Source organism: Exiguobacterium sp. s70 (assembly GCF_018618315.1).
Lineage (GTDB): Bacteria > Bacillota > Bacilli > Exiguobacteriales > Exiguobacteriaceae > Exiguobacterium > Exiguobacterium chiriqhucha.
In genome coordinates, this window is sequence record NZ_JACSLV010000006.1 from 131,869 (window position 1) to 152,801 (window position 20,933).

Here is a 20,933-nt window from a genome sequence, read left to right on the forward strand (position 1 = left end):
GCACGATCCTTATTTATTCTTCGATTTCAATGGTGCGGGTGCTCGAGCCGTCATCGGCTTTCGGTACGGTCAAGTGGAGCACGCCGTCTGACAGTTTCGCTTTGATGGCATCTTCTTTCACGTTCGGTAGATAGAGTGAACGTTGCATCGATGTGACGCGGCGTTCCCGATAGACGTAGTCTTTGTCTTCTTCCCTCTCTTCACGTTGGTCGACCGAGAGGATGAGATAGTCTTTGTCGTAGCGGATGTGAATGTTATCTTTTTTGATACCTGGCATCTCGGCCTCGATGACGTATTGGCCGTCCTGGTCCCGGACGTCGAGTTTGAACGAGTCGAGGAACGACGTCGCGCCGTCTTTCGGATCGAACAGTTGATTCATCCGATCAAAGACGTCGCCGAACAAATCTTTGCGCAATCGCTCGAGCTCATTCTTCCGGAATGGCGTCAAATCGAACATACAAATTCCCCCTTCAAAAAACGGACAGAGTAGAAGTGTTGTCACTTTTACTCTGTCCGTTTTTAGCTAAGGATAAACGTAATCGACGTGACAGTTCGATGAAGAAAAGAGGATCACAATTCGACGCGCTCTAACCCGTCTTCCCCGAACTTGCGATCGAGTTGGTCATGGCGATACGTCGAGGCGAGGACGTATAACAAGTCGCCTGGCTCGATTTTCGTCTGGCCCGTCGGCGGGATGAGATAGTCTTGACGGACGATTGCATTCACGACCGTGTTCGGTGGCAAGGTGATATCGGCGAGCGTTTTTCCAATCATTGATGATTCTTCGGTCGCCACGTAAGGGACGAGCTGATGTTGCGATTGCTTGCTCGAGACGAGTGCGATCGTATAGGGCGATCGAATTTTATCCGGTCCGAGCAAATCGAGTTTCGCCGCGAGCGGTGTTAATGTCGTTCCTTGAATCAAGGCACTCGTCACGACGACGAAGAAGACGGCGTTGAAAATCAATTGGGCGTTGTCGATGCCTGCGATGAGCGGGAACGTAGCGAGGACAATCGGCACGGCGCCTTTCAGTCCGGCCCACGAGATAAACAGTTTTTCTTTGTGGGTAAACTGCATCTTGATTGTCGATAAATAGACGGCAATCGGCCGGGCGATGAACATCAGGATGAATGAAATCAATAACCCTTTCCAGATGAGCTCGGGGTCAAGCAACTGTCTCGGGAAGACAAGCAGACCGAGGATGACGAACATGATGATTTGCATGATCCAGGCCAAAGCCTCAGAGAATTGAACGATTGTCACTTCATGGGCCGTGTGCGCATTCCCAACAATCATCGCGGCGAGATAGACGGCAAGTAGTCCGCTACCGGCAAAGTAAGCAGCGACCCCATACGTCATAAAGGCCATCGAAATCATGAGGACAGCATGCAGACCACTCGACTCGAGACGCAAATGGTTAAGCATGAGTCGGGACAAGTTTCCGAGCATGTAACCGACGAACGCGCCGACAATGATTTGCAGGATGAACATCCAAATACCGTCCCAAATCGTCGTGTCGGGTTTTAACATGAAGTCGAGGGCGAGAATCGTCAAGAACATCGCCATCGGGTCATTAGTGCCGGACTCGGCTTCGAGTGTCGAACCAACTTTCGGTGAGATATTCTTTCCTTTGAAGGCGGCGAAAACAGCAGCCGCGTCAGTAGAGCCGATAATGGCGCCAAATAGGAAAGATTCCACCCAGTCGAAGCCAAATACGAAACGAACGGCCACAGCGATGAGCCCGGTCGTCAACAGCACGCCAATCGTGGCGAGTGAAGCGGACGGGGCGAGCACGCTCCGGATCGACGACCATTTCGTCTGTAAACCACCTTCGAACAAGATGACGACGAGGGCCGCGACCCCAATCATTTGGGCGAGATTGGTGTCATCGAAGAAAATCAGCCCGGTAATATCGCTGCCCATCAGCATGCCGATGCCCATAAACAAAATCAGGGCAGGTAAGCCGAAACGCGTCGATACGCGTGTGGCCAACACGCCGGCGACAAGTAGCAGACCGAATAATAGAATCAAAATATCAGTACTCAAAATCGGTGCGGTCAAACACATCACTTCCTTTTTCACGTTGATATTCACATGTATTATTAAGTTCATTATACCATGAAATGGTTATGAATTAAGAAATGACGCATCGAGAATTATGCACATTGGAATAATCGGATATAGATGTGGTACAGTAGGGGCATCAAAAAGGGGGATTCACATGACTAAAATTCACGTGCTCCATGAAAACAACGAATGGACGAACCATCTCGTCCGACGACTCGAAGAATTATCATTGCCGTATGAACTGTGGCACCTCGATCAAGGGACGATCGACTTGGCGAGCGAACCGCCGGAAGGTGTGTTTTACAACCGGATGAGCGCGTCGTCGCATACGCGGGGTCACCGCTACGCGCCGGAACTGACGGAAGGGGTGCTCGCATGGCTCGAAGCGAACGGACGGACCGTCTTCAACGGGACGCGGGCGATTCGGCTCGAAGTGAGCAAGGTCAATCAGTATACCGCGCTTCAACGAGAAGGCATTCGTGTACCGAAGACAGTGGCAGCCGTCGGGAAGAAGCAAATCATCGAGGCGGCCGAGAAGCTCGGGATGACGCCGTTCATCACGAAACATAACCGAGCCGGCAAAGGACTCGGTGTTCAACTGTTCCATTCGATCGATGCGTTGAAGGCATACGTCGAGGGTCCGACGTTCGAGGAATCGATTGACGGGATTACGCTCATCCAACAATATATCGAGGCGCCCAAACCGTACATCACACGCTGTGAGTTCATCGGTGGTAAATTCGTTTACGCGGTGCGTGTCGATACGTCAGACGGTTTCGAACTCTGTCCGGCCGACGCCTGCTCGATTGAAGACCAGTTTTGCCCGGTCGGCGAGACACCACCGGCGAAGTTTGAAATCGTCGAAGGATTCAATGACCCAATCATCGGACAGTTGGAAACGTTCCTCCAGAAGAACGAGATTGCGGTCGCCGGGATTGAAATCATCGAAGACGCGGACGGGAACGTTTACGCGTATGACGTCAACACGAACACGAACTATAATTCTGACGCCGAAGCGAAAGCGGGGCAGTACGGTATGCTCGAACTTGCGACGTTCCTTGGGGACGCCTTGGCGGTCACAACGAAATAAAGATAGAAGAAAGGGTCAGGCTTTTGCCTGACCCTTTCGCTGTGTATGTTGTAATTGTTGTTCAAATCGAAGTTGGACTAGTTCTGCTGTCGGTGCCATTCGTTCGATGAACGAATCTAAACGTTTCGCAGTGTCTCGATCTGATTCCTTGAACACGCGCATCGTTGTTCACCTCATTGATCATTGTTATGTTGCTTCTACAACAATGATTCCCGAGGGCATGATAGCGTAAACCTCGATTACCCGAGGAATGTGCCGAGTTCTTCTTTTGGAAGGATGTTCCCGACATAAAAGTCGCCGAACTCGCCATATTTGGCACTGACTTCATCAAAACGCATCTCATAGACGATCTTTTTGAATTGGAGCGAGTCTTCCGCAAACAAGGTGACGCCCCACTCCCAACCGTCAAAACCGGTCGAACCGCCGATGAACTGTTGAATCTTGCCGGCGTAGCTGCGGCCGATCATGCTGTGGCGATACATGAGGTCTTTGCGCTCATCCATCGACAACGTGTACCAGTTGTCCCCGTCGCGACGAGCCTTGCTCATCGGGTAGAAGCAGATGTGGGCCGCTTTCGGGAGTGTCGGATAGAGGCGGGCCCGAATGTGAGGGTTCTCGTACGGGTCACCGTCTCCAGAACCTCGGTACATGCCGAGTTCGATGACAGACACGTATGAATAGCTTGGAATCATGTAATCGTACAATTTCGTCTTCCGAAGAGCGAGTTCGACTTGCTCGAGCTCTTTGAACGTCGGACGAAGGACCATCAAGACGACGTCCGCCTTTTGACCAAGGATCGAGTAAAAGGCATGGCTTCCTTCACCGCGTGTCTCGACCTCTTCGAGTGAGCCGAGGAAGGCGACGAACTCGTCAATCATCTCTTGACGGGCGGTTGGGTCGACTGCTTTTAAACGAGTCCAATCGATGGAGCGGAAATCATGGAGCGTATACCAACCGTCTAACGTGGCGGCTGCGTGTTGCGTTTCGGTTGTCGGTGCTGGACGTTCTGACATTAAAAAAAACTCCTTTCGAGACTAGGCTTCGCTGACTATTTTACCATACACGTTTGACCGTCTGGCAAATTTGATGCCGCCGTGAGGATAGTCACACTCCGGGCCGGGTAAAGAGATAGGGAGCAAGATTTTTGAAAACGGCTTCACAATGGGCTGTATCAGTCGGAAATGGTAAACTGTTCTATTCATATAATGATTGATTTCAAGCGATTTATGACGAAATGGGCAGAATAGTTTATTTTAAAAAACGTACTGTGTATAATAAAACTCGCATATGGACGAGAGCGTCCGAGAGAGAAAAAATCCGATTTCTTCTAATCGAAAAGGAGTTCATTCACTATGAAACTATTTGACACGTTGAAACAAAAAGTCAGCCCGATTCGCCCGACCATCGTCTTCCCAGAAGGGATCGATGAGCGCGTCCTCGGTGCCGCTGTCCGTTTGAAAAATGATGGCATGGTTGAACCGATCGTCATCGGACCAAAAGCTGAACTCGAAGCGGTCGCTTCGAAGCACGGCTTTGACATCTCAGGTTTGACGCAATACGACCCAGCGACGTACGAAGACATCGATACACTCGTCGAATCGTTCGTTGAGCGCCGCAAAGGTAAAGCGACACCGGAACAGGCACGTGAATTGTTGTCGTCAGACGTGAACTACTTCGGTACGATGCTCGTCCACACAGGAAAAGCAGAAGGTCTCGTCTCAGGTGCGATGCATGCGACTGCCGATACGGTCCGTCCGGCCCTTCAAATCATCAAGATGCAAACAGGCATCAAAAAGACGTCAGGCGTCTTCATCATGGTACGTGACGACGAGCAGTACGTCTTCTCGGACTGCGCCATCAACATCGCACCGGATGCGGCTGACCTCGCCGAGAACGCCTACTTGTCAGCGTTGACAGCGAAGACGTTCGGCATCGAGCCGCAAGTCGCGCTCCTCAGCTTCTCGACAAAAGGATCAGCGAAGTCGCCAGAGACAGAAAAAGTCATCGAAGCGACACGTCTCGCCAAAGAGAAGGCGCCAAACCTTCCAATCGACGGCGAACTTCAATTCGATGCGGCGTTCGTACCGAGCGTGGCGGCGAAGAAAGCACCAGGCTCTGAAGTAGCCGGAAATGCGAACGTCTTCGTCTTCCCAAGCCTCGAAGCCGGAAACATTGGCTACAAGATGGTTCAACGTTTCGGCGGATTCGAAGCGATCGGACCAATCCTTCAAGGTCTCAACAAGCCGGTCAACGACTTGTCGCGTGGCTGTAACGAAGAGGACGTCTATAAATTGACGCTCATCACAGCGGCACAAGCCATCGACGAGCGCAACGAAGCGTAAGTCGCAGCATCCTTCCTGAGCGGAGGATGCTTTTTTTGTGGTCACATTGTAAACTATTGGAAAAGGGGGCGAGGAAATGGATGAAGAGGAAGGCATCATCACATTGCCGGAAGGGCATCGGTACGCCATGTTCGGTGGCGGGGATGATTATCCAATTAAAACGTATTACAAAGGGGTGTTCGAAACAGTATTCGTCGTGTTTCATCCGTTTCTGGTCCCGCAAGACGACCCGACCGCGGTTGACCGTTATGTCGAGTTGGATAAAAACGAGGTCGAACAGCAATTTCGGGCCATAACATGGGCAGATATGCGCCGCCGACTTGATTTCGACGACATCAAACGCATCGATCACGCACTCCGGACGATGATTGCGGCGCTGAAACCGCACGCCGAAGATCAAGAAGGTGCGAATCGAATCATCGAATTTTGCAATCGCGAGAACTTACTTCCACCAGGCGAAGGGGAGCTGTCGAATCTTTTAGAGAATCAGGTGTTACGAGCACTTCTTGGGATGGGAGAAGAGTGGATGTGGAGCGGAGACGAGTTCTGCACGGAACGGCATCTCATCAACATTCGGGAGACGCTAACCTCCGATACGTGGGGGATGCGGCATCGGACGTTCTTCGGACATCAACATGATTGGCTCATCGTACCGCCTTGGGATAGCCATTTCACGTTGATTTGTGGCAGCCGAGCTTGGGTCGAGCAGATGGTCGAGCGGTGCGAACTCGAAGGCTTCTATTGTGATGAAAACACGACAATCAATTGGAGTTTGCTTGATCGAAAACTGAGGTAAACTAGTAGGGGACAACACTATTAAGGGGGAACTACCATGCAAAACATCCATGCAACTGAATTACGTGAAAAGCTTGAGAACGGCGAAACGCTCCATATCATTGACGTGCGCGAACAAGACGAGTACGACGCGGGCCATATCCCGCACGTGCCGCTCTATCCGCTGTCTGAATTTCCTGGCGTCACGGACAAGCTCGCGAAAGATAACGTTTATCACGTCATCTGCCGCTCAGGCGGCCGCAGTGTGACGGCATGCGACTATTTGGAGTCGGAAGGCTATAAGGTCGTCAACGTCGAAGGCGGCATGCTCGCGTGGGACGGCGATATCGAGGCGTGATGCTCGACAATCCATGGGTCGTCATCCCGCTGTTAATCGCACTCTATTTGACCGTCTATACGTTCGTCAAACGAGTCGATGGCGATAAATGGAGGCTCGTCTGGGCTGTCTGGCTCATCGTCATCGTCATGATGTTGACGATTCAGCTCGTCCAAAGTCTATAAAAAACGAGTGAAGCCCGCACAGGCTTCACTCGTTTTTAGTTATCGCGCTTATCGAATGTGATTGAGGCAATCGCATCGTGCTGATGAATCGACTCTTCGTTGCGGCATTCGACGAAGAAGTTGACGACTTGTTTCATTTCATACAAGTCAGCCGCGATCAAGCGGACCATGTCTTCGACGAAACGCGGGTTCTCGTACGCGATTTCCGTGGCACGCTTCTCATCCGGACGTTTCAAGACAGGGTGAAGCGGGGCCGATGCGTTCGACTCAGCTGCCTCAAGAAGCGCGAGACGCCAGTCGAAACCGTCGAGCGATGCTTCATCGAGACCGGCTTCAATCGTGATGTAGCCGCGTTGGTTGTGGGCGCTGTACTCGCTGATTTCTTTCGAGCATGGGCAGAGCGTTGTCACGTTGATGACGAGACCGACCGTCACGCTTGCCATCCCTGTCTCGAGGTTGTACGTCACGTTGTGCATGACGTCCGCATTCATGAGACCGCTGAGACCTGTGGCCGGGGCTTTCCGGCTGAAGAACCATGGGTAACGGACCGTCAATTGACCTTCCGTCTGTTCCATGCGCTCGGCGAGTTCTTGCGCGAACTCGATGAGCGAGCGGTTCGATAACGTCCAGCCTTGCGTGTGGTACGCGTCGAGCTGTTCTGTCAGACGTGACATGTTGATGCCTTTACGGTCTTGGACGAGCGAAGTCGTCAACTCGAACGTGGCGACCGTCGCTTGGATGCCGTCTGGCGTCTCGATGTTGACTGGGTGTTTGACGTTTGAGATGCCGACGCTGTCAAGCGCGAACAAGAAGTTTTTTGGTGTGTTTTGTAGATCGACCATTTTATCTTTTTCAGTTGGTTTCGTGCCTTTGATGGGCGGGACCGAACCGAATAATTTATGTCGTTCTGCTTTAGTAGGTAAAGCGACATGGCTTGTAGACATAATCGGATTCTCCTTTTTTGAGAGGGCAAATGACTGCCACTCGTTCTTGTTAGGATTTTATCACGAAATGTACATCGACCGGGTACCATTTTGCTCTCTGAACATGCTTTGAACGTGCTTTGCATGTCCTCATAAATAAAAAAACTTCAGCAATTGAAGAAAAGAAGATTGATTTCGTGTTAAATCGGGAATAAAATGTTCCTGTGAACTTAAAAAATAGATCACTGTTAAATATGAAGGAACACAACAGAAAAAGGGGATGTTTTAATGGATTGGCAGTTAATCCTGCAGTACGCCTGGATCATTGTCGTACTCGTCGGTCTCGAGGGGCTACTTTCTGCAGACAACGCACTCGTCTTGGCGGTTATGGTCAAGCACTTGCCGCGGACGGAACAGAAGAAGGCACTATTTTACGGCTTGCTTGGAGCGTTCGTTTTCCGCTTCATCGCATTGTTCCTAATCTCATTCTTGATCAACGTCTGGCAAGTCCAGGCGCTCGGTGCGCTTTACTTGATCGGAATGAGTGCACGACATCTGTATATGACCTATAAGGCCCGCAAGCTAGAGCCGAAACAAGATCTCGCTGCTGAGGCGAAAGAAGAGACGGCTGTCACAGAGAAGCCGGTCACGAAGAAAGAATTCTGGTGGACGGTTGCTAAAGTCGAGTTTGCCGACATCGCCTTCGCGGTCGATTCGATTCTCGCAGCGGTCGCGCTCGCGGTCAGCTTGCCGCCACTCGGTCTCGGTGAAATCGGTGGGATCGACTCTGGTCAGTTCTTCGTCGTCTTGACAGGTGGACTCATCGGGGTCATCTTGATGCGTTTCGCTGCTCGAATTTTCGTCAAACTGTTGCATCAACGCCCATCACTCGAAACAGCTGCTTTCATCATCGTCGGCTGGGTCGGTGTGAAGTTGACGGTGCTCGTGCTTGAACACCCTGGCTTCAAGAAATTGATTGCCGGCACACCGTTCGAATTCATGGGTCTTCCGGACGGATTCGTCCACTCGACGGCGTGGACCGTGTTCTTCTGGTCGGTCATGGTCGGTATCGCGGTATGGGGTTGGTTCTCTTCAAAACCGACAGCCGCTGCCAAACATTAAAAAAATGGTCTCTCACCTTTGGGCGAGAGACCATTTTTCATGCTGTCACGTCTTGCTTCTCGTAAATCGGCACCCAGCCTTCGGTCGTCACGAAAATCCGGACGGCGACGACTTTGCGGTCGTCTTGGAGCGTGAAGTAGTGGCGTGTGTTCACCGGCACCGAGATGAGGTCGCCTGGGTTGAGCTCGATGTTGAAATAGCCACGTTCGGCGTCATCGATGGCGAAGATGCCATGGCCGCTGACGATGAAGCGGACCTCGTCATCTGTGTGGTGATGTTCCTTTTGGAAGTTGACGAGCAGTTCGTCCAAGTTCGGCGTCGCATCCGACAACGAGATGACGTCTGCCGTCTCATAGCCACGTCGCTCCGACACGTCGCGAATCTCGTCACGGAACGTCGACAAAATCGCTTGTTTGTCCTCGTCCGTCAACTGATAGTTCTCTTGCAGGTTTTCCGGGAGCTTTGTGATGTCCCACTGTTCGTACAGAATCCCGCGAGACTCTAAAAAGGCACTCACTTCAGTTTGATCGACGTAACGCTCTTCGGTTTGTTGGAAATAGACAGTTGCCATGGTTGGTTCCTCCTTATGAATGGACGCCTAGGGCGCGTAGTTTTAATGTATAGCTGAACAAAAATTCGTAAGCCTCTAAATAGCGTTTGGCCGCGTCCGGGGTCTCGCCCCAGACGGTGATACCATGATTGCGGATGAGAACGGCACCGGCGCTTGCGTGGATGTGAGGGGCGAAGGCGGCCGCGAGCGTCGGGATGTCCGCATGGTTCTCGATGATTGGCACGCGAACGACCGCGTCCTCGTCCCAGTAGCCGAGCGCCTTGATGATCTCTTGGCCGGTGAAGACGACTTCGCCGGTGGCAGCATGGAGCTCGGAGATGACGTTATTGTCGACCGTATGGACATGGAGCGAACACGTCGCGTCCGTCCGATTGAACACTTCAACGTGGAGCAGCGTCTCGGCGGATGGTTTTCCTGTCTGTTCGCCGATCAAGCGTCCGGCCGCATCGACGTGAACAAAGTCTTCCGGTGTTCGTTTTCGTTTATCGCGTCCGCTCGCCGTGACGAGAAATTCGAGCGGATCGTCGGAAACGCGAATCGCCAAATTCCCACTCGTTCCGGGGAACCAGTCGCGGGCGGCGAGTTCGTCTTTAATGTCGGCGAGTTCAAGCCAACGTGTCGCAAGGCTCATACGACCACCTCCTTCAAGTGATGGGTGATGTCGTCAAACGTCTCGAACGGTGCGTAACGGATGCCTGCCGCTTCGCAGAGCGTGATGAGTTGACCTCGTGCGTAGACGAAGTCGGCACGCTTCGCGACCTCGAAGTCGGTCACTGAGTCGCCGATGACGATCAAGCGGTCGGCGGGATTGACGATGCGACGAGCGAGCGTCGGCTTGCAACAGCCGCAATCGTTCGTACATTGTTCATCGCAAGCGTGTGGCCAAGCGACGGTGACCGTCTCAGCGGAGAAGTCGGCGACGTTGCAGTAGATATGCTCGGGGGCGACATGCCCGTCCAAGACCGGCTGCACGAAGAAGTCCATCCCGCCGCTGACGACGTCAAACTTCCAGCCATGGGCCCGAACTTCTTCTAAAAATGCCGGGAACCCTTGGCGGAGCGTGATGCGCTCCAACAAATAATCACGGTAGGCCGGGGCATCTGCGCTCGGCAATAGTTGAAACAGTTGACCGACACCGGAGCGAATCGAAATCCGTTGCTCGAGGACCGCATCTTTCAACTCGACCCAAGCCGGCGGGGCGAACGCCTTCATCAACGCGATAATATTGTCTTCCGCCGTGATCGTCCCGTCGAAGTCGCAGAGGATATGGACCGTCATCGTGACGCCCACGCCTTCAACGCGGTATCGAGCTCGTCCGTCTGTCCTTCGGTTTGGCCGAGAACGTGAGCGATCGCTTGTCGGAAAGCACGAGCCCCGGCGGCTGCGCCGTCCGGGTGTCCGTGAATGCCACCGCCGGCGTTGATGACGACATCCGTCCCGAAATCACGAATGATATCGGCGACGAGTCCTGGATGAATCCCGGCTGACGGGACCGGTAAAATCGGTTTCGACCAATGCGGTTCGGCGCTCTGGTCACGAATCGTGAACGCCTCGTCACGCGGTGTCGCGAGGGAGCCGTACGGAGACGGGAAGAGCGTTAAATCGGCCCCGGCGAGGCGTGGGAGTTTACCGAGTAAGAGCGAATGACTGATTGATCCGGTCAAGGCGCCGGCAAAGGCCGGATGTGCCAAGATGGGGACGCGTATGTCTGAATCGTTCGCAAGTTCGCGCAGTGCGTCGAGACCGTACGTATAGACGTTGAACAGGAGCGCTGTCGCACCTGCCTCGATAAGACGGAGCGCCTGGTCACGTAGACCGAACACGGGGCCGCTCAGCGTGATGGCGTAGAGGACACGTTTCCCGGTCGCCTCGAAGTGGGCTTGAATGACGTCCGCTCCGATCCGGGCCCGTTCGAGCGATGGGGTGAGCGGGTTGTCGTATAAAATCTCGTCGTCTTTGACGATATCGATGCCTCCGGCGAACTGATCGCGGAGTTGCTGCTCGAGAAACGCGAGGTCACGGCCGATGACACCTTTGAAGATGCTCATGACGAGCGGGCGATCATGAACACCGAGTAACTCGCGAATTCCAGTGACCCCGAACTTGGCGCCTTTGAAATGAGGGGCGAGCGTCTCGGGCAACGTCAAATCGATTAACCGAATCGAATCGTCGAGGGACAGTTTCCCGAACGTCGTCGTCAAGATGGATGAAAAGTCAGGGCTGACATTATGTAACGGGTAGCGGATTGTGAAGCGGCTCGTCGTATCCGTATGTGTGGTCGACACGACCTCACCCCGGTACGCCTGTAACTGCTCTTGCTCTAAGTGAGGCAGCTCCGTCCAAGTACCGACCGTCAGCTCGAGGGCGATTTTGTCGGCGACGGTCGCGACCGCGTCCGTTCGTTTGATTTCATATGTGGCAGTGATACTCATATGGTTCCTCCTTCCAGGCAAACAAAAAATGACCCCATGCCGAGGCAAGAGGTCATCATAAAAAAATGAACTCTTATCTCTCAGCTTTCGCTGCAAGAATTAGCACCGTGCCATCTCTGGTCGGTTGCTGCGACATCATCGGGCTCGTCCCTCCGTCTGCTCTTGATAAGAATGTGATTTGAAGTTGTGAAATTTAATTGAATTTTTGCACAGAATCATCACGTCGTCAATTCCTTTTTTTCCAAAAAAAATATTTTGGGAAGTTGTTTCCATATATGCACAAAAAAAGACGGAGTTGCGTCGAGAAAATGACGTTGACAATCGTGACGTCGAGTCCGTAATATTCATCACATAAGTTCACCGAATCGAATAACACACTCTTATCGCGAGTTGGCAGAGGGAATTGGCCCGATGACGCCGCAGCAACCGACCACTAGGCACGGTGCTACATCCACCAGACGAATGTCTGACAGATGAGAGGAACAACCATTTTGGCTGTGCCTCTTTCTCGCGGAGAAAGGGGCTTTTTTTGTGGGCAACGTACAGGAAGGGGAAAACATCATGTCATATCAACCATTTACAGAACAGACCGTCGTCGAGCACGTCCGTCAATTAGGATACTTGCAAGAAGGAATCGCCGAGTGCGAGGAGATCGGGGACGGCAACTTGAATCTCGTGTTTCGGATTCGCCAAGGCGAACAGCGCCTGATCGTCAAACAAGCGCTCCCATACGCCAAAGTCGTCGGTGAGAGCTGGCCGCTCACGCTCGAGCGGGCATGGATTGAACAGTTGGCACTCCGTGAGTTTGCGACTGTCGCGCCTCGGTTCGTCCCGGCTGTCCTTGGCAGCGACCGGACACTCGCTTACACGATTATAGAAGATCTATCTGATTATGAGATTGTCCGCACCGGCTATTTGAACGGGGAGAGCTACCCGGAACTCGCCCGTCATGTCGGTGAATTTTTGGGCGAGACGCTGTTTGCGACGTCGGATTACGCAGCTGGACCGATCGCGAAGAAGCGGATTGAACGTGACTATTACAACCCGGAACTGTGTGACATCACCGAGAAGCTCATCTTCACCGATCCGTTCAAAGACGCGGAGTCGAACAACATCGAGACGGCGCTGCGAGCAGATGTCGAACGCCTTTGGCAAGACCAGGCGCTCAAGATCGAGGTGACGAAATTGAAAGTCGGGTTTGTCACGAAACATGAGGCACTCCTGCATGGAGACTTACATACGGGCAGCATCTTCGCGACTCAACAAGAGACGAAAATCATCGATCCAGAGTTCGCATTTTACGGACCGTTCGGCTTCGACCTCGGCCAAATCATCGCCCATTTGACGCTGTCGACGTTCTATGACCCGCTCAAACGCTTCGAGCGTTTCACGGACGTCTTGACGGTGTGGGAGACGTTCGAGAAGACGTTTCGGGCTAATTTTGAGCGCGCCGTCGAGCCATTCAATACGGATGGTTTCGTCGACGAGTTGTTGCGGACGGTCTTCAGCGACACGATCGGCTACGCCGGTTGCGAACTCATTCGCCGTGCCGTCGGACTGGCCGGTGTCGCCGATCTCGAGACATTGCCGGAAGCGACGCGGCTCGAACGAAAACGTGACGCGCTCGCCCTCGGGACGGCGCTCATTAAAGAACGACACAGCGTCGAATCGATTGACGACTTGGTGACACTCCTGTCGGGGGTGCGCGTATGACGGTCCAAAACATCCGTTTCCATTCACAGACAGACGAACTCATCGTATTGGACCAGACGTTGTTGCCGCATGAAGAGCGTTACGTGACAATCGAGACGCTTGAACAGGCCGAACATGCCATCGAGACGCTCCAAGTCCGCGGCGCACCGGCCATCGCTTACTTCGGGGCGTTCGTCCTCGCCAAAGAAGCGGGACGGTTAGTCGATGACCCGGACTTCACGCGTCGGCTCGACCTCGTCGGACGCCGCTTGATTGCGACCCGGCCGACAGCGGTCAATCTGCAAAACGTGATTGAATCGCTCCTTGATTTAAATGTCGGGGATGATTTTGAGGCGATTGCCGAGGAAATCAAACGCCGCGCCATCGCTTTGTACGACCGGGACGTCGATACGTACCGGACCATCGGCGAGCATGCACTGACGGTGTTGCCGGCCGGGGGGAACGTGTTAACGATTTGCAACGCCGGTGCCATCGCGACATCGCGTTACGGTACGGCGCTCGCACCGTTTTACGTCGGAAAAGAACGAGGTGTATCCTTCAACGTCTTCGCCTGTGAGACGCGACCGCTCCTGCAAGGGGCACGCCTCACCGTCTGGGAGCTCGATCGGGCCGATATCGACGTGACGCTCATCACGGACAATATGGCGGCTTGGACGATTCAGTCAAAACGAGTCGACGCCATCATCGTCGGAGCCGACCGTATCACACGGACGGGTCACGTCGCCAATAAGATCGGGACGTTGCAGCTCGCCGTCCTCGCCAAGCATTACGGCATTCCGTTCTACGTCGCTGCGCCGCATTCGACGTTCGATTTGACGGCGGATGACACGATTGAAATCGAGGAGCGGAATCCGTCAGAAGTCACACATATCGGTGGTCAACCGACGGCGCCTGTCGGTATCACCGTCTTCAATCCGGCGTTCGACGTCACGACGCCCGACCTCATCACCGGACTCATCACCGAGGCGGGGGTGTTCGAACCGACAGAAGCCACCATCACACATCATGTAGGGGGAACGATTCATGTCTAAAAAACTATTGATTTTGTTATTCACATTCGTCTTGGCGCTCGTCGGTTGCACGAACGAGCAAGCGGCCCCGTCGAAGCCGGCCGAGAAGACGGCAGAGACCAAGCCCGTCTCGGTCTCGAACGGGACGTTGCCGAAAGAGATCGACGTCGCCTTGATCATGCAGATGTCGATCGGGACGTTCTCGTCGCAGTATATCAATGGGGTGACAGAACAAGTCGAATCGTTCGGCGGCAACGTGAAAGTGTACAACGCCGACAACGATCTGTCGAAGATGGCGAGCTACGTCGACACGGCGACGACGCAAGGCGTCGATGTCATCTTGATTGACCATGGCCGCGCCGATGCGTTGAAAGAACCGGTCCAACGCGCACTCGACAAAGGTATCAAAGTCGTCGCGTTCGACAACGATTTGACGAACGACGGGGTGACGGTCATCGACCAGGACGACTATTCGCTCGCCTGGCGTTCGCTCAAGGCACTCGCTGAAGATTTGGACGGCGAAGGCAAAATCGTCACGATTTGGGTCGGTGGCTTCACACCGATGGAACGACGCCACACGATTTATGATGCGTTCTTGAAACGCTACCCGGGCATTACGGAAGTCGCCAAGTTCGGTTCGGCGACAAACAATACGGCGCTCGACACACAGAGCCAGATGGAAGCGATTTTGAAGAAGTATCCGGAAGGCGAGATTGATGCCGTATTCGCGATGTGGGACGAGTTCGCCAAAGGGGCGAGCCGTGCCATCAAACAGGCTGGACGCGATGAAATCGCCGTCTATGGCATCGATTTGAGTGACGAAGACCTTCAACTCATGCAAGAGGACGGTAGCCCGTGGAAAGTAACGGCGGCGACCGACCCAGCTGAAATCGGACGGATCCAAGTCCGTTATGCGTATCAAAAATTAGCGGGTGAAGAGACGCCGTCAATTCATTCGGTCGACCCGTATCTCGTCGATCGTGACGTCTTGCCGGACGAAAAAGTGACGATGGACGACCTCGGTCAATACGTCCCGAACTGGGGCGCATCAGACGCGGCCTGGTCGGACTGGATGAAAGGGACGGACTGATGTTACGGCTCGAACGCGTCACGAAACGCTATGGCGACGTCACCGTGCTCGACGATGTTAGCTTCACGCTTCGACGTGGCGAGATTCATGGATTGCTTGGATTGAACGGGGCCGGAAAGAGTACGCTCGTGAAGCTGTTGAGTGGCGCCATCATCCCGACGTCCGGGACGGTCGAGCTCGACGAAACGGCGGTCACACTCACACCGGCCGAGGCGATTCGCCGCGGGGTCATCACGGTGTCGCAAGAAGTCGATGACGCGCTCTATCTCGATTTACCGATTTATGAGAACGTCGTGCCGTGGCAGGCGGTCGAGCGGATTCGTCCTCGCGAACTAAAACAGCGAGCGGCTGCCTACTTGGAACGTGTCGGGCTAGAGATTGACGTGACCGAACCGGTCGGGCGTTTCCCGCTCAGTGTCAAACAACGTGTCTTGATTGCCCGTTCGCTCGCGAGTGATGCGGCCTACCTCTTGCTCGACGAACCGACGGCCGCCTTGTCGACGGATGATGCGGCGGCACTGCTCACATTACTGCAGTCGCTCGCAGCAGAGGACGTCGGCATTCTTCTCATCACCCATCGATCGGACGAACTGTCGCGCATCACCACGACGACGACGTTCCTCCGGGATGGGCGCATCGCTTACGAAGGGCCGTTTCAGGCGTTGTCAGAACGAGATATCCATACGTATTTGAGCGGATCTGACATGGCAGAGGCGGTAGAGAAAGCCGTTCCTGAAACCGAGATCCGGATTCAGGCAGACCTCACGTTACCGACGTTCGGGACGAGGCTTTCGTTCACGGCGTATAAAGGCGAAGTCGTCGGCATCGGCGGCGTCACCGGGAGCGGGAAGACGGAGTTGATTGAGGCGCTATTCGGTCTCTCTGGTGTCGAACAACAAGTGATGTTGGACGGGAAACCGCTCAAGATTCGTGAACCGCGTCAGGCGGTCCGGTCCGGATTTGCCCTCGTACCAGAAGAACGCCGGAAACAGGGGCTTTTCCTCGACGATTCGATTGAACGGAACGTCCTCGCGATTGAAGGGAAGGCGAACGCGATCACACGTGTATTGGCCTCGCTGCGAGTGAAATACGACCAGGTCGGGCAACCGGTCCGGGAGCTGAGCGGGGGGAATCAACAGAAGATCGTCCTCAGCAAATGGCTCCTCGAAGACCGGGACGTCTATCTGCTCGACGAACCGACGAAAGGCGTCGACGTGACGGCGAAACGGGATATTTATGAACTCGTCACTCGCCTCGCGAAAAGTGGAAAGACTGTCATCTTCACCTCGAGCGAACCGCATGAATTAGAATTGGTCGCCAACCGGACGCTTTGGCTCGACCGCGGCCGTTGGCAACAGAAAGGAGGCGTCTAACATGGCCCAACTCGTCATCAAACAACGCACGAAACGCTTCAGTGGCATCGGTCAATACGGTACGCTGTTCGCGATTCTCGCACTCATCGCCGTCTTCGGTGTGACGAACGACCAGTTTTTGACGTACGCGAACTTTAGCGACATCATCAAATCCGTATCAATCGTCTCCTTGCTCGCCCTCGGGGTGACGTTCTCGCTTATCGTCGGCGGATTCGACTTATCGGTCGGCTCGACGGCGAGCCTTGCAACAATCGGGGCGGCGTCAAGCCTCGTGTTACATAGTCAAGAACTGCTCGTCGCTTTGCTCGTCCCGATTGCGCTCGGTGTGCTCGTCGGGCTGTTGAACGCGCTCGTGACGATCAAGTTCCGGTTACCGGACTTGCTCGCGACGCTGGCCATCATGTACGTCATCAACGGGGTCCAATTGACGTATACGAAAGGTTTTTCAATCTACGACAACATGCCGATTGATGGAGGGACGGCACCGGGACGTTTCATCCCGTCGTTCCTCTTCATCGGCCAAGGTTCAATCGGACCTGTCCCGTTCGTCGCCATCTTGATGCTTCTGTTCTTCGCCGGGGCGCATCTGTTTTTGACGTATTCGAAGACAGGACGTGAGTTTTATTACGTCGGCTCGAACGTCGAGGCGGCCCGTCGCTCTGGCATCGCCGTCACGCGGATTAAGCTGTACGCGTATGTGTTGAGCGGTCTCTTTGCGGCCATCGGCGGTATCATTTTGGCGTCGCGCATCGGTACCGGACAAGTATCGGCCGGGGCACCACTGTTGATGGATGCCGTCGCGGCCGCCTATATCGGTTACGCCGTCTTCGGTACCGGACGACCGAACGTCGTCGGTACGTTGATCGGTGCCGTCTTGATTGGGATTTTGCTGAACGGACTGACGATGTGGGACGTGCCGTATTATGCCCAAGATATCGTCAAAGGGGCGATTTTGATTGCGGCGCTCGGTTTGTCATACATCCAAAAGAAACAGCTCACATAGGAAAAGTCCTCAGAACGGTTGGTTCTGAGGACTTTCTTGACGTTCCATCTGGATGAAGGCGAACGTGCTCCCGTTCGTCGATTGTTGAAACGAACCGGTCTGTTTGAAACCGCACGTCTCATAGACACGGATCGCCCGTACGTTGAAGGCGGCGACGGACAAGGTGATGCGATGAGGCGAGTATGTCGCTTTGACGAAGTCTAGAATCGATGTGACGAACGTCCGTCCGCTCCCGTTCCCGGTCAAATCGGGTTTCATGCCGAGGCCGATATCGACTGTTTCAGCATCCGTTGGCGCGACGCTCACGAACCCGACGAGTTCACCGTCAGACGTGATGGCGAACACCGACTGTCCACGCTGTTCGACGTCTAAAAATTCGGCCAAATCGTCCTGATCGGCCTCCATGTTGTAAAAGGAATAATCCCCTTCATAGTGCCACGTGTAGGCGATCGTTTCCGCCTGTGGCTGGGTCAGGACAGCGAATTGATGGGTCATTTGAATTTCCTCGTTTCACGAGCAGGATGTAGTGCTACACTCATCATAGCACCACCAACTTGGAAAATGAGGTGATCACATGGGAATCAAGCTAGATATGATTGGCATCGTCGTCGAAGACATGAAACGGGCGCTCGATTTTTATAGGCTGCTCGGCCTGTCGATCCCGGATGCGATGGATGGGGAAGCGCACGTCGAGGTCGATGACGGCGGTGTCCGGCTCGCCTTCGATACGGTCGAAGTGGCCGAATTGGTGTATGGGGAATGGAAACCGGCGACGGGGCACCGGATCGAACTCGCCTTCTTGTGCGATAGTCGAAATGAGCTAGATGCGTGCTATGAAGCGATTGTCGGGCACGGCTATGCCTCACATCGCGAACCGTGGGATGCGTTCTGGGGGCAACGTTATGCCATCGTCATCGACCCGGATGGAAACCTCATCAGTTTATTCGCCGCATGACAAAACCCTCGCCGGATGGCGAGGGTTTATTCGTCGTGTGTCTCGCCCCAAGAGCAGAGCGCCTTCATCGCCGGTTGTAGGCTGAACGCTTCCTCGGTGAGCGAATATTCGACGTGCAGCTGTTTCTCGGTCGAATAGTCGATGCGGCGGACCATGCCAAGTTGTTCGAGTTCACGGAGTTGGTCGGTCAACACTTTACGGCTGACGTCAGGGATGGCGCGCTGAATCTCTGAGAAGCGGCGCGGGCCGTTCTCGAGCGTACAGTACACCTGAGGCCGCCATTTACCGCCGATGATGTCGAGCGCCTTATTGACGGGGAACGGGGTCGTCATGTTCAATTCGCCTCGCTTTCGGGTAGTTACTTGAATGTGCGTACTTTTTTTATTGCTGCGATGAAGGTATCGTATCGTTATCCATCAAATTGAGCAAACAAAAAGGAGCGGATGACAGTGACATATCCACGTACATTCTCACATATCGGACTATCGGTCCCGAGTGTGACGGAAGCAGTTAAATTTTATGAGGACGTGATGGGCTGGTACACCATCATGCAACCATCAGACGTCGTCGAAGACGACTCGCCGATCGGTGTCATGTGCACGGACGTGTTCGGACCGGGCTGGGGCAGCTTCAGAATCGCCCACATGTCGACCGGCGATAAGATTGGCATCGAGCTGTTCGAGTTCCCGAACAATGAGAAGCCGGAGAACAATTTCGAGTTTTGGAAGACGGGTATTTTCCACTATTGCGTCCAAGACCCGGACATCGAAGGACTCGTCGAGAAAATCGTCGCCCATGGCGGAAAACAACGGATGCCAATCCGGGAATATTACCCGGGCGATAAACCGTACCGGATGGTGTATTGTGAAGACCCGTTCGGCAACCTCGTCGAAATCTACTCGCATTCCTATGAACTGACGTATTCGGAAGGAGCGTATTGAGCATGAAGGCTTGGCTACTTGATCAACCTGGATTAGAACATCTGCACATCGGTGAGGTGGAGCGACCGACACCAGATGCGGGCGAACTGCTCATCAAAGTCGAAGCGGTCGCCTTGAACCCGGTCGACTATAAAGTCGGCACGAACGGCAACCCGAACTGGTCCTATCCACACATTCTCGGCGTCGACCTGGTCGGGGAAGTCGTCGAAGTCGGTTCGAGCATCGCCAATATCATTACCGGTTCACGTGTCGCCGTCCACACGAGTCTTGGAAACAACGGCGGCTTCGCCGAGTATGCGGTCGTCGATGCGCGTGCTTGCGCCGTCGTCCCGCCGGAAGTGAGCGACGAGGCCGCTGCGGCCATCCTCTGTGCCGGCATGACAGCGTATGAGGCCATTATGCAGAAGTTGAACACACGCGACAAAGAGACGATTCTCGTCCACGCCGGAGCGGGCGGAGTCGGTGGTTACGCGATTCAACTTGCCAAAAAACTTGGGCTCAAAGTGTTCACAACCGCATCGCCGGAAAACTTTGACTGGGTCACATCGCTCGGTGCCGATGTCGCCATCGACTACAACGTCGAGGATGTGACGGAGAAAATCATGGAACTGACAGACGGTCGCGGTGTCGACTTGATTTTGAACACGGTCGGACGCGACGTGGCGACGGCCGATTTGGATCGACTCGCATTCAGCGGACAGCTCGCTTATATCGCCGGTCCACCTGACATGTCGAACATGAAAGGGTTCACGCTGTCGCCTTCGATTCATGAAGTCGCCCTCGGTGCGGCCCATGCGAGTGAGAACGAGCGGGCCATCCGTAACTTGTCCTATATGGCCGAAGAGATGATGAAGCTGCTCGAGGCGGATGAATTGAACGACCTCGTCACGGACGTCTTGCCGTTCGAACGGTTAAAAGATGGTTTGGAACAGCTACAAACACGCAAAGTGCGCGGTAAATTAATCGTCCGCATGCGCGACTAACTTGGGAGCCTCCTGTCTACGG

At 54.0% G+C, this 20,933-nt stretch carries 24 protein-coding genes and 2 riboswitches; of the genes, 14 read left to right on the forward strand and 10 right to left on the reverse strand.

Annotated features, from left to right (window positions below; all coding sequences use genetic code 11):
- Positions 1–13 precede the first annotated feature (13 nt).
- Both KNP84_RS13280 and KNP84_RS13285 read right to left on the reverse strand, forming a co-directional pair.
- Positions 14–457: an Hsp20/alpha crystallin family protein gene (locus KNP84_RS13280; RefSeq protein ID WP_021066003.1), complete on the reverse strand. Its 444-nt coding sequence runs from the start codon at positions 455–457 to the stop codon at positions 14–16.
- Positions 458–570: 113 nt separating this feature from the next.
- A complete protein-coding gene (locus KNP84_RS13285) occupies positions 571–2,067 on the reverse strand; it encodes a potassium/proton antiporter (RefSeq protein ID WP_031199977.1) in 1,497 nt (498 codons plus the stop codon).
- 154 nt (positions 2,068–2,221) lie between these two features.
- Between KNP84_RS13285 and KNP84_RS13290 the strand changes: the two genes are divergently transcribed.
- Positions 2,222–3,157 (forward strand): ATP-grasp domain-containing protein, encoded by a 936-nt coding sequence (locus tag KNP84_RS13290; protein WP_029594588.1) that lies wholly within the window; start codon positions 2,222–2,224, stop codon positions 3,155–3,157.
- Positions 3,158–3,396: 239 nt separating this feature from the next.
- Here KNP84_RS13290 and hemQ read toward each other — a convergent pair whose 3' ends face one another.
- Entirely contained in the window at positions 3,397–4,170 is a 774-nt protein-coding gene (hemQ, locus tag KNP84_RS13295; RefSeq protein WP_021066007.1) for a hydrogen peroxide-dependent heme synthase, read from the reverse strand.
- 339 nt (positions 4,171–4,509) lie between these two features.
- Here hemQ and pta point away from each other — a divergent pair, with 339 nt between their 5' ends.
- The 4 genes from pta to KNP84_RS13315 all read left to right on the forward strand — a co-directional run bounded on the left by pta (position 4,510) and on the right by KNP84_RS13315 (position 6,795).
- Positions 4,510–5,499 (forward strand): phosphate acetyltransferase, encoded by a 990-nt coding sequence (pta, locus tag KNP84_RS13300; RefSeq protein ID WP_029594589.1) that lies wholly within the window; start codon positions 4,510–4,512, stop codon positions 5,497–5,499.
- 76 nt (positions 5,500–5,575) lie between these two features.
- Positions 5,576–6,295 (forward strand): DUF2711 family protein, encoded by a 720-nt coding sequence (locus KNP84_RS13305; RefSeq protein ID WP_215114952.1) that lies wholly within the window; start codon positions 5,576–5,578, stop codon positions 6,293–6,295.
- Between the two features lie 36 nt (positions 6,296–6,331).
- Positions 6,332–6,631: a rhodanese-like domain-containing protein gene (locus KNP84_RS13310; protein ID WP_021066010.1), complete on the forward strand. Its 300-nt coding sequence runs from the start codon at positions 6,332–6,334 to the stop codon at positions 6,629–6,631.
- A complete protein-coding gene (locus tag KNP84_RS13315) occupies positions 6,607–6,795 on the forward strand; it encodes a hypothetical protein (RefSeq protein WP_138858686.1) in 189 nt (62 codons plus the stop codon). The genes KNP84_RS13310 and KNP84_RS13315 overlap by 25 nt, the downstream gene beginning before the upstream one ends.
- A 35-nt stretch (positions 6,796–6,830) precedes the next feature.
- Here KNP84_RS13315 and folE2 read toward each other — a convergent pair whose 3' ends face one another.
- Positions 6,831–7,739 carry a GTP cyclohydrolase FolE2 gene (folE2, locus tag KNP84_RS13320; RefSeq protein ID WP_021066012.1) on the reverse strand — a complete coding sequence of 303 codons (909 nt, stop codon included), beginning with the start codon at positions 7,737–7,739 and terminating at the stop codon, positions 6,831–6,833.
- Positions 7,740–8,006: 267 nt separating this feature from the next.
- Here folE2 and KNP84_RS13325 point away from each other — a divergent pair, with 267 nt between their 5' ends.
- A complete protein-coding gene (locus tag KNP84_RS13325; RefSeq protein WP_021066013.1) occupies positions 8,007–8,840 on the forward strand; it encodes a TerC family protein in 834 nt (277 codons plus the stop codon).
- 37 nt (positions 8,841–8,877) lie between these two features.
- On the opposite strand, the gene KNP84_RS13330 is transcribed toward KNP84_RS13325, so the two are convergent.
- Genes KNP84_RS13330 through KNP84_RS13345 form a run of 4 tightly spaced genes read right to left on the reverse strand, consistent with a single transcriptional unit; the run spans position 8,878 to position 11,843 of the window.
- Complete coding sequence (locus KNP84_RS13330; RefSeq protein WP_021066014.1) at positions 8,878–9,411, reverse strand: 1,2-dihydroxy-3-keto-5-methylthiopentene dioxygenase; 534 nt, start codon at positions 9,409–9,411, stop codon at positions 8,878–8,880.
- 13 nt (positions 9,412–9,424) lie between these two features.
- A complete protein-coding gene (locus KNP84_RS13335) occupies positions 9,425–10,042 on the reverse strand; it encodes a methylthioribulose 1-phosphate dehydratase (RefSeq protein ID WP_021066015.1) in 618 nt (205 codons plus the stop codon).
- Positions 10,039–10,689 (reverse strand): 2-hydroxy-3-keto-5-methylthiopentenyl-1-phosphate phosphatase, encoded by a 651-nt coding sequence (locus KNP84_RS13340; protein ID WP_021066016.1) that lies wholly within the window; start codon positions 10,687–10,689, stop codon positions 10,039–10,041. The genes KNP84_RS13335 and KNP84_RS13340 overlap by 4 nt, the downstream gene beginning before the upstream one ends.
- Complete coding sequence (locus KNP84_RS13345) at positions 10,686–11,843, reverse strand: 2,3-diketo-5-methylthiopentyl-1-phosphate enolase (protein WP_021066017.1); 1,158 nt, start codon at positions 11,841–11,843, stop codon at positions 10,686–10,688. The genes KNP84_RS13340 and KNP84_RS13345 overlap by 4 nt, the downstream gene beginning before the upstream one ends.
- A gap of 70 nt (positions 11,844–11,913) precedes the next feature.
- Positions 11,914–12,015, reverse strand: a riboswitch (SAM riboswitch).
- 205 nt (positions 12,016–12,220) lie between these two features.
- Positions 12,221–12,323, forward strand: a riboswitch (SAM riboswitch).
- An 81-nt stretch (positions 12,324–12,404) separates the two neighbouring features.
- On the opposite strand from KNP84_RS13345, the gene mtnK reads away from it, so the two are divergent.
- From mtnK to KNP84_RS13370, 5 genes are read left to right on the forward strand one after another with little or no spacing between them, the layout of a single operon-like run.
- Positions 12,405–13,556 (forward strand): S-methyl-5-thioribose kinase, encoded by a 1,152-nt coding sequence (mtnK, locus tag KNP84_RS13350; protein WP_058765092.1) that lies wholly within the window; start codon positions 12,405–12,407, stop codon positions 13,554–13,556.
- On the forward strand, positions 13,553–14,587 hold the full coding sequence (mtnA, locus tag KNP84_RS13355) for an S-methyl-5-thioribose-1-phosphate isomerase (RefSeq protein WP_215114953.1): 1,035 nt from the start codon (positions 13,553–13,555) through the stop codon (positions 14,585–14,587). The genes mtnK and mtnA overlap by 4 nt, the downstream gene beginning before the upstream one ends.
- Positions 14,580–15,656 (forward strand): sugar ABC transporter substrate-binding protein, encoded by a 1,077-nt coding sequence (locus KNP84_RS13360; RefSeq protein ID WP_058764921.1) that lies wholly within the window; start codon positions 14,580–14,582, stop codon positions 15,654–15,656. Before mtnA ends, KNP84_RS13360 begins: the two co-directional genes overlap by 8 nt.
- Positions 15,656–17,029, forward strand: coding sequence for a sugar ABC transporter ATP-binding protein (locus tag KNP84_RS13365; RefSeq protein ID WP_215114954.1), 1,374 nt, complete (start codon positions 15,656–15,658; stop codon positions 17,027–17,029). Before KNP84_RS13360 ends, KNP84_RS13365 begins: the two co-directional genes overlap by 1 nt.
- A gap of 1 nt (position 17,030) precedes the next feature.
- Positions 17,031–18,032, forward strand: a complete 1,002-nt coding sequence (locus KNP84_RS13370; protein WP_215114955.1) for an ABC transporter permease — start codon at positions 17,031–17,033, stop codon at positions 18,030–18,032.
- A gap of 9 nt (positions 18,033–18,041) precedes the next feature.
- Here KNP84_RS13370 and KNP84_RS13375 read toward each other — a convergent pair whose 3' ends face one another.
- Positions 18,042–18,527, reverse strand: coding sequence for a GNAT family N-acetyltransferase (locus tag KNP84_RS13375; RefSeq protein ID WP_021066023.1), 486 nt, complete (start codon positions 18,525–18,527; stop codon positions 18,042–18,044).
- A gap of 79 nt (positions 18,528–18,606) precedes the next feature.
- On the opposite strand from KNP84_RS13375, the gene KNP84_RS13380 reads away from it, so the two are divergent.
- Entirely contained in the window at positions 18,607–18,987 is a 381-nt protein-coding gene (locus tag KNP84_RS13380) for a VOC family protein (protein WP_215114956.1), read from the forward strand.
- A 26-nt stretch (positions 18,988–19,013) separates the two neighbouring features.
- Here the strand turns inward: KNP84_RS13380 and KNP84_RS13385 are convergent, their stop codons facing one another.
- Positions 19,014–19,319 (reverse strand): winged helix-turn-helix transcriptional regulator, encoded by a 306-nt coding sequence (locus tag KNP84_RS13385; RefSeq protein ID WP_021066025.1) that lies wholly within the window; start codon positions 19,317–19,319, stop codon positions 19,014–19,016.
- A 117-nt stretch (positions 19,320–19,436) separates the two neighbouring features.
- Between KNP84_RS13385 and KNP84_RS13390 the strand changes: the two genes are divergently transcribed.
- Both KNP84_RS13390 and KNP84_RS13395 read left to right on the forward strand, forming a co-directional pair.
- The gene (locus KNP84_RS13390) at positions 19,437–19,928 is read left to right on the forward strand and encodes a lactoylglutathione lyase family protein (protein ID WP_021066026.1); all 492 of its coding nucleotides are present in this window, start codon (positions 19,437–19,439) and stop codon (positions 19,926–19,928) included.
- Between the two features lie 2 nt (positions 19,929–19,930).
- Complete coding sequence (locus KNP84_RS13395; protein WP_214802400.1) at positions 19,931–20,911, forward strand: zinc-binding dehydrogenase; 981 nt, start codon at positions 19,931–19,933, stop codon at positions 20,909–20,911.
- Positions 20,912–20,933: the final 22 nt, after the last annotated feature.

Bases quoted from the DNA above. Each gene is read 5' to 3' on its own strand.
- KNP84_RS13290 (WP_029594588.1), top strand. From the start codon at position 2,222: ATGACTAAAATTCACGTGCTCCATGAAAACAACGAATGGACGAACCAT.
- KNP84_RS13280 (WP_021066003.1), bottom strand. From the start codon at position 457: ATGTTCGATTTGACGCCATTCCGGAAGAATGAGCTCGAGCGATTGCGC.
- KNP84_RS13375 (WP_021066023.1), bottom strand. From the start codon at position 18,527: ATGACCCATCAATTCGCTGTCCTGACCCAGCCACAGGCGGAAACGATC.
- mtnA (WP_215114953.1), top strand. From the start codon at position 13,553: ATGACGGTCCAAAACATCCGTTTCCATTCACAGACAGACGAACTCATC.
- KNP84_RS13385 (WP_021066025.1), bottom strand. From the start codon at position 19,319: ATGACGACCCCGTTCCCCGTCAATAAGGCGCTCGACATCATCGGCGGT.
- KNP84_RS13365 (WP_215114954.1), top strand. From the start codon at position 15,656: ATGTTACGGCTCGAACGCGTCACGAAACGCTATGGCGACGTCACCGTG.
- KNP84_RS13310 (WP_021066010.1), top strand. From the start codon at position 6,332: ATGCAAAACATCCATGCAACTGAATTACGTGAAAAGCTTGAGAACGGC.
- KNP84_RS13345 (WP_021066017.1), bottom strand. From the start codon at position 11,843: ATGAGTATCACTGCCACATATGAAATCAAACGAACGGACGCGGTCGCG.
- mtnK (WP_058765092.1), top strand. From the start codon at position 12,405: ATGTCATATCAACCATTTACAGAACAGACCGTCGTCGAGCACGTCCGT.
- folE2 (WP_021066012.1), bottom strand. From the start codon at position 7,739: ATGTCTACAAGCCATGTCGCTTTACCTACTAAAGCAGAACGACATAAA.
- KNP84_RS13305 (WP_215114952.1), top strand. From the start codon at position 5,576: ATGGATGAAGAGGAAGGCATCATCACATTGCCGGAAGGGCATCGGTAC.
- KNP84_RS13370 (WP_215114955.1), top strand. From the start codon at position 17,031: ATGGCCCAACTCGTCATCAAACAACGCACGAAACGCTTCAGTGGCATC.
- KNP84_RS13395 (WP_214802400.1), top strand. From the start codon at position 19,931: ATGAAGGCTTGGCTACTTGATCAACCTGGATTAGAACATCTGCACATC.
- KNP84_RS13325 (WP_021066013.1), top strand. From the start codon at position 8,007: ATGGATTGGCAGTTAATCCTGCAGTACGCCTGGATCATTGTCGTACTC.
- KNP84_RS13285 (WP_031199977.1), bottom strand. From the start codon at position 2,067: ATGTGTTTGACCGCACCGATTTTGAGTACTGATATTTTGATTCTATTA.
- KNP84_RS13335 (WP_021066015.1), bottom strand. From the start codon at position 10,042: ATGAGCCTTGCGACACGTTGGCTTGAACTCGCCGACATTAAAGACGAA.
- pta (WP_029594589.1), top strand. From the start codon at position 4,510: ATGAAACTATTTGACACGTTGAAACAAAAAGTCAGCCCGATTCGCCCG.
- KNP84_RS13360 (WP_058764921.1), top strand. From the start codon at position 14,580: ATGTCTAAAAAACTATTGATTTTGTTATTCACATTCGTCTTGGCGCTC.
- hemQ (WP_021066007.1), bottom strand. From the start codon at position 4,170: ATGTCAGAACGTCCAGCACCGACAACCGAAACGCAACACGCAGCCGCC.
- KNP84_RS13380 (WP_215114956.1), top strand. From the start codon at position 18,607: ATGGGAATCAAGCTAGATATGATTGGCATCGTCGTCGAAGACATGAAA.
- KNP84_RS13340 (WP_021066016.1), bottom strand. From the start codon at position 10,689: ATGACGGTCCATATCCTCTGCGACTTCGACGGGACGATCACGGCGGAA.
- KNP84_RS13330 (WP_021066014.1), bottom strand. From the start codon at position 9,411: ATGGCAACTGTCTATTTCCAACAAACCGAAGAGCGTTACGTCGATCAA.